We start from the raw sequence: 7,166 nt of genomic DNA on the forward strand, positions 1-7,166 counted from the left end.
TTGCCTTTTTCTAAGCGAAGAAACTGACTTGATGGCTTCAATGAACTATAGAAAGGAAATCCATTCTTTAGTACTTCCCCACTTGCACAATCAATTTGAAGCTGGTCTCCCTTTTCGAATACATTAGGTGTCTCTTCTTGGATTACATTTTCTTCAAACACTCGAACTAGGTCAAAGTAGGCATTCGTATACGGATCATTCTCTCCCCTGGCTCCGATGTGAATTTGGATTCCTGCTATTGGAGTCTGGTGCAAGGACTCAGTATCAAAATACTGGTTAGACCATACTTGTGCCGTCACGAAACCACCTCTATTCATCTTGAAATTCCACATTTGCCCGATTCGGGAAATGGAGATTCTCCCTGAAAAACGTGCAAGGAAGAGCCCCTCTAAATCCTGATTCACAAAATAGTGCCCATCATCTAGTGTTCCAGTTCTCGCCTCCATCGTGGGCCTATTCATGGCGGTCGTAAAATTACAGAGAGCCATTTTCCCTATCCGATTGTTGTTTACATCTAGCAAGTAAATTTCAATTCTTCCCACACGTCCTCCATGTCCCTCCATAGCGAGTGTCGTAAATCCCACACGAGCTTCTACAGAAAAATCCTGAAGAGGCTGGGGAAACACCTTAATTTTAGCTGGACCATGCCAACCTTCCCCTTTTCCATAATCAGCGACCCGTATCTCCTCCCCATTGGACTCGAAACTACCTGTAACCGTTCCACCATCCATCGCAATACCGGATGTCCACTTTGCAATGGAACTCCCATCATCATCTATCACGAGTTTTTGTGTAGGGATGTTTTCAACTTTGGAATCCGTATGGGCAGGTTGTCCAAAGTATAGATTTTGAGCTCCGTTGAAGATTGAAAACTCGGTTGTGGGTTCTGTGAACTCCATTTCAATCAACGGAGGAGTATCCACCCCACCTTGATTCTCAACCTCCACAGACCCCGATTGAAAAAGGACTTCCTTCTCGTTTCCATAAGCATACGGGTCTGTACATAAAAAGGAGATCCGACATTGACCGATGCTAAGCAACAGGTTCAAATCGGTATCTCCTGTTAATTTAGCTAGATAGTAGACATCTGGATCGTCTAGAAGCTGAAGTGGTTTTGCTTCTGTGTAATAGAGCCATTCCCCAAAGTCTCTCACTTTCTGGAGTAAGTCGGATAGGCTATCTGCCTCAATGGTAATGTCTGCTGAGATTACCCGATCCTCCAGCTCATTTCCAAAATCCCATGAACCAGCACGACCTTTGATCTCGGAAGTAGTTTGCTTCACAGGAGTCAGAATCGGGAGGTGAATATCTTTGACTACTACAAATGGGGGAAGGTCTTGGTTGTTAAATCGAATAGCCAAATGATGACATCCCTCCTGCTCTATTTTGAATCATTTCTTGTCGTTCTATTTCTTCTCGAAGCAACTTAGCTATCTTGGAAATATCTATTTCCTCTCGGACTACTAATTGCTCGATGTTGATAGTGATGTCACCTTGTCCTGTAGATCTCTCTGGCATTTGCTTTGCAATGGTATCGGCAAAAGGTTTCATTCGATGACCGGATAGGGGAACGACTGCTTCTGGTCCAGACTCGGCTACTCCGATCACACTAGCTCCGTCAAACAGACCACCTTTGGCATACCAGCCCAGTTTAAATTCAGGATATGGGACAGAAACCCCACCAATGTTGGCATGAGCAGTACGAACTTTAATGTCAGGAATCCTTGGTCTCGGAATCGATATCTTCATGTTTCGGAATGCCCCCACAATACTACTAATAATTGATTTCAATCGTTCATAAGCGGACTGAATCGGGTTGATAATGGCTGTCTTCACACCCTCCCACACGCTAGAAGCGGTAGAGCGGATGCTATTCCATGTGGAGGATAACCAGCCGACTACGGGAGAAACAACAGAGCGGATACCTGATACAGTCCACGACCATATAGAAGAAGCCAAAGAGCGAATCGAACTCCACACACTTGAGGCAGTAGACCTAATACTATGCCAAATAGACGACAACCAACAAAAGATGGGAGATACCACAAAACGAATCCCAGAAAAAACACCTGACCAGACCCAAGAAGCAACAGAAAACAAAGAAAGCCAAACGCAGGATACAAAGAAGACGAAACTAGACCAGCCAGAACCAAGCCAGCCAACAACCGGCGACACAACGGCGCGGATCACAGATGAAATAACAGACCATCCAACTTGAAACAATGCAGAAAGCGTCCCACCAAATAGGATCGAGAAAAAGGTAACCAATGCTGTCCATGACTCTTGGATAAACGTGATAACAGGCAAAATGTACGGAGAAATCACCGCCCATAAACTGGAGAAAAACTGAGTAATGATCCCAGAGACAGAAAACCACAAATTAGACCACCACTCACCGAAACCACTCCATGCAGCCATAATCCCTTGTACAACAGAAGGGAAGAAACCATTCACATCCACCCCGAAACGCTGAAGAATGGCTACAGTACCCTCCCACATTCCAGAGAAGAGTTCCAAAATGACTAAGCAGACGTTTTCCACCACTCTGCCTATATCTTGTAGCGAATTTTCAAAGTGTGTCATGGCTCCATCAAAATCACCTGTGAGTAAAAGAATCAAGCCTGAGATCATATTAGCGGCGGCTGATAGTGCACTGATGATGAGATCAATTAATGGCCCGAGTGCACTAAACACCCCATTTAGTACGGGCAGAATCACGATTAGAGCTGTAACCAACGTCTCACCAAACAGTTTGATGATGGGTTGTGATGTTTTCCATAGACGTGCAAGACTCGCTTGGATCGGCTCTAGGTACGACGAAAATTGGGAAGCTGACGTTGAGAACATCTCTACCGTAGCTGACCATAGACCGTCAATGGCTTGTTTGAACCACTCAAATTGGTTATACATCCAAACCAGCCCTGCGGCAATTGCTCCGACTCCCACTACAACGAGTCCTGCAGTAGTAGCAAAGAATGCAAACACTTCTGCGACAGCTGACACAACCATCACTAAGGAACCAAACACCATCACAACCAGAGGCAGAACAGCCAGTATCCCCATAGCACCTATCAGGAAGAGCTGTTGTTTATCGCTCAATTTACTAAACCACTCGGAGAAGGATTGAACCTTCTCAATCACAGCAGGTAGATACTTTTGAGATAGATCAACCAGAACACGTCCTAATGGTTCTAGGGATTCCTGTAGCCCTCGCCAATCAGAGGCAAGTTGTACCCATGGCGAATCTTGAATCGCTTTTGCTACTTCTTCCGCTCTGCCTTTTGTTTCACGCAATCGACTATTCAAGTTCTTCCCACTCAAATCTGCTGTAGTATAGCCTGCGGCGATTAAGTCAAAAGCCTGACTACTAGTGACCTTAAACTTATCCATCATTTCCTTCGCTTGGTCGATGGATTGAACAGCATCGATTCCGAGTGCCTTCGATAGCGAAAGTGCTTGATAAACCGCACTTTGCAAGTTTGTCTCGTTTAGCTTCTGAAACTTCGCCTTCGCATGTCCTGCCACAATCGCCACTTCTTCCACGTCTTTTCCGAGTCCATCTCGGAACACTCTCTTTGCGATAGGAGCCACCTGCTCAATCTGACCTCGGACTCCTCCTAGTTTCGCTGTTAGAATGGCCATCATATGAGAACTATCTGCAGAAGCCTTGAAAGCTAATGCAGAGATGAGGCCAATGGGGGCAGTAAGACCTTGCGTTGTATTGTCGGCAAAGTCCACCATGCCCTCACCTACTTCCCTGCCTCTCCTTCCCACTTCCCGAATGCTATGCCCCAGTCTATTTACTTCTGATATGGCTTTTCTCACATTGGCATGAATGGAAAAGAAGTGGTCTCTGGATGCTTCTTTCACTTTTTGAGACAATTCTTCAACTTTACTCTCAGCTTTCTCTGTTTGAGCGTGAAACCGAAACTCCACATGGTTATCCACACTATCCACAGTTGACTGCAGCTGTTTCACATTCGATTCTAATTGTCTGATTGCACGGATCACTTTTTGTAAATCTCGAACAGACTCTTCTGTGTGTATATCCGGATCAGGTATCTGCTCTATTTTGCGATCCAGCTGATCCACGATCTTAATCACATTCCCAAAAGAACGATCTGCCTCACGAGCTACTTTCGCAAACACAGAAGAAGCATGGTCTACCCCGTCAACGATGATTTGCACCGACTCTTTTGCCATTTCATCACCACCTTCCCATTGGAGTCCGTGCTTGACGCTTCATCCGAGACTCTTCTTGTTTCTGCTCTTCGTTCCAGTTCATGATAAGAACCTGCTTTTGTAATGGAGTTAAATCCGCATAGTCACTAGGACTCATCCCGATATGACGAACAAAAAAGTAAAACTCCCTTGCCGCATTACTCTTGGCGAAAGGAGTTTAGATTTTGCTCGCTTTGTTCAGTTTGTTCGGTTGGCGTAGTCGATTCTTGTTGTTCTTCTTTTGGAATGGCTGTTTCTTGTTCCGTTTGTGTCGAAGCAGATTCTTGTTGCTTCTTTTTATTTGCTACCCCGGAAATCTCTAAAATTCGATTGTATGCCCCTTCGATCCACTCGGCCTTCCAAAGCTGATCGATCATGTCTTCCGTCCATTCTGGATCGACCGTCCCCAGAGCGACTGCTTTCAATTCCGCTTTAGCTGAGTCACGAATCACATCTGCGGTATTCATTTCCATCTCCTGGGATGACATCCGGCCCGATGTGCCTACGTTCTTACTATTCATTTTGATCGATGCTGTTTCGACTGCTTGTACCTCTGCTTTCTCAATATGGGTCAATGGACGGATCTCGATTTGATAGATTTCTTCATCCACTCGAATCTCGTAGAACTCCCGATATTTCTTGCCAGCTAGTAATGCAGTTGTTAGTTTATTCATAGGTATTTCCTCCTAGTAGTTGGGTTTATGATTTGCTTTCATATAAGACATACATTGCCTACTTCATTGGTGTGACAATCTTAGTAGGTAGGTTTATCATTTGTAATACTAAACTCAATGGGGCCAGCCCCATCGGGTTTAACGAGTGCTCGTAACGTGGTAGTTTGTTCAATAGAGTCACGACCTGATAACGGTTGTTGCATAGAGGTATACACCCCCCTTGGGATAACCAGATCAATATGATCCCCTATATGAATCTTCGTTTCAAACTCTAGTAGCTTATTTTGAGTCGGCCCAGTAGAATTCCCCCAAAATCGCTCTAAATGAACTGTTGAAAAGAAAGACAGGTTCATTTCCATCTCAACTAGAAACGCTCCTCGATAGGCTCTTCTTGGGAAACGAGATCCAATGGTTACTCCCTTTTCATTATCCGCTCCTGTCTCAATCTTGATAGAAAATGATTGGATATAAGCCGACTCATCAAGCCCATTCATAGTCGCTGTCACTTGGCTAGGACTATAGATATCTCCCGACGTAAACAATGGGTTGGTTTGTAAAGTAGACTTCTCATCTTTCCCACCGATAATATCAACCGATCCAATCAGAAAGTTCGCATCTAGTTCCAAGTTCACTGCACTTACAACGCAACCAGAAAACTGGTGCTCCAAGACATCTTTTCCGATGCGAGCTGTGAAGGAGTCCATTAAGGAAGATTGCTTGGGATAGAAACGATGCGTAAACGATGGCTCTTTTCCAACCACCTCATATCCCCCTAGTGCCCATTTCAGGAAATAGGGAAAGGCTTTTAAGTCAAACGGAACGGATAGGCCTCCTTCAGATCGGTATATTCCAGGTGCTACAATCCGATCCAGCCGAGAAACCCCTTCGTAAATTAATGCTTGGTCCCCAACAGGGTCGAGTTCCGCTGACTCCGGATCAATCATTTCGGTAGCTGGAACAGGCACTCCAAATTCTTTCTCTTCACCAAAGCCAAAATAACGTGCGATTGCCATGTCATATCACCTCCCCTCACTCTTTTCTCTGAATACGAAAAGCAAACTCACAGCTTGACCAGTACACGTTTGTGTTGGCCATCGCTTCATAGGATGGATCGTAATGGAGTGGTCTTATATCAAACACTTTTCCATTCAAGGTGCGATTAGCAGAGATCAGATCATACACCTGAGCGGTCAAGTCCTCTGCTCGATCTTTCCCTATCGCTGGCTCTGGATCGTACACCATGACTACAAAGGTGAACGTAAAATCATGAACCGCCATATGTCCACCCTTTAGATCTGGTTGATGTGGAGAAGGCAATACCCATAGAAGGGGCATGTCCTCAATGTTGCCGACATCAGTACGATCTCCATAAACAATGGAAGCGAGATCGAATAGGTGTCCTGATCTCGCTTCCTGTAGATTGGTAAGGAGTGTTTCTTTGATTTCTTTTCTGATTACCGCTAGGTTCCTCGCATCAATTGAATAGCCCACTATATAAGCCCCACCTCCTCCAACGCCGTCTCTACAAATTCCGCCTTCCGATGCTCAGTCTGTTCGATAGATTTCTCGATATACTTTCTTCCTTTCATTCCACGGACACTTCTAGCAAATACTGTTCTCCCTTGGCTTTGGAAGACAAGAGCTTGTCCACTACGAGGACGTATCGGTTGTCTCCGAGGGCCATAAATTCCTGTCCCATCGTTTATATATCGAGCATAGGCAACTGCTGTCTGCACCTTGTATCTTAAACTGCTTAGTCGATTCATCTGCCACGAACCAGCAAGTCGGCCGTGGTTCACAGGGGAGTTTTCTCGAATGTTCCCCCATACATCAAGGGCTGTATATTCGACTGCTTGTTTGACTGCCATGGATGCTTTTCGGGCAATCTCTCGGATACGATCTTCTTGTATGTAGGCTGGCATTAGATTCTCCACTCCGATCCCGAATGAAACAAAGAGAGCTGTCTTTTTTGATAGGGGCGAAGCTCCCAGTCTAGATCCTTTACAACATCAGATGCATTGAGGATTTTGACTGCAAACTCGCCAACTTGAACCACTTTGCTTGTTCGACTCTGAACCGCATAACCAACTAACTTGGATACGGTACGAATTACAACCGATTCAATCCCCTGCCAACGAGCATCGCTAGGTTGAACACTCTCTCCTAAACGCTGGTCCACTTCGGCTGAAATGTGGACTAACCATGTGACTAAAATAGCATCTAGTTCCGAATCGCTGACTTTGAACGTAGTAGGCTGAACCCCTGTCAACT

7 protein-coding genes are annotated in these 7,166 nt (G+C 45.2%); all 7 read right to left on the bottom strand.

Features of this window, described 5'->3' with window-relative positions; all coding sequences use genetic code 11:
* The coding region (locus tag BT147_RS14645; protein ID WP_072337016.1) for a distal tail protein Dit at window positions 1-1,361 on the bottom strand (1,361 nt) is incomplete at its 3' end.
* Entirely contained in the window at window positions 1,345-4,203 is a 2,859-nt protein-coding gene (locus BT147_RS14650; RefSeq protein ID WP_072337018.1) for a phage tail tape measure protein, read from the bottom strand. The genes BT147_RS14650 and BT147_RS14645, both read right to left, overlap by 17 nt.
* Window positions 4,204-4,379: 176 nt before the next feature.
* A complete protein-coding gene (locus BT147_RS14655; RefSeq protein ID WP_072337020.1) occupies window positions 4,380-4,895 on the bottom strand; it encodes a hypothetical protein in 516 nt (171 codons plus the stop codon).
* Window positions 4,896-4,975: 80 nt separating this feature from the next.
* Window positions 4,976-5,908 (bottom strand): phage tail tube protein, encoded by a 933-nt coding sequence (locus BT147_RS14660; RefSeq protein WP_072337022.1) that lies wholly within the window; start codon window positions 5,906-5,908, stop codon window positions 4,976-4,978.
* A 16-nt stretch (window positions 5,909-5,924) separates the two neighbouring features.
* Window positions 5,925-6,386, bottom strand: coding sequence for a hypothetical protein (locus BT147_RS14665; protein ID WP_083426597.1), 462 nt, complete (start codon window positions 6,384-6,386; stop codon window positions 5,925-5,927).
* Window positions 6,386-6,817, bottom strand: a complete 432-nt coding sequence (locus BT147_RS14670; protein WP_072337024.1) for an HK97 gp10 family phage protein — start codon at window positions 6,815-6,817, stop codon at window positions 6,386-6,388. Before BT147_RS14670 ends, BT147_RS14665 begins: the two co-directional genes overlap by 1 nt.
* Window positions 6,817-7,166: hypothetical protein (locus BT147_RS15685; protein WP_072337026.1), on the bottom strand; the 350-nt coding region annotated here is incomplete at its 5' end. The genes BT147_RS14670 and BT147_RS15685, both read right to left, overlap by 1 nt.

The organism is Thermoactinomyces sp. DSM 45891 (assembly GCF_900119485.1).
GTDB lineage: Bacteria > Bacillota > Bacilli > Thermoactinomycetales > Thermoactinomycetaceae > Baia.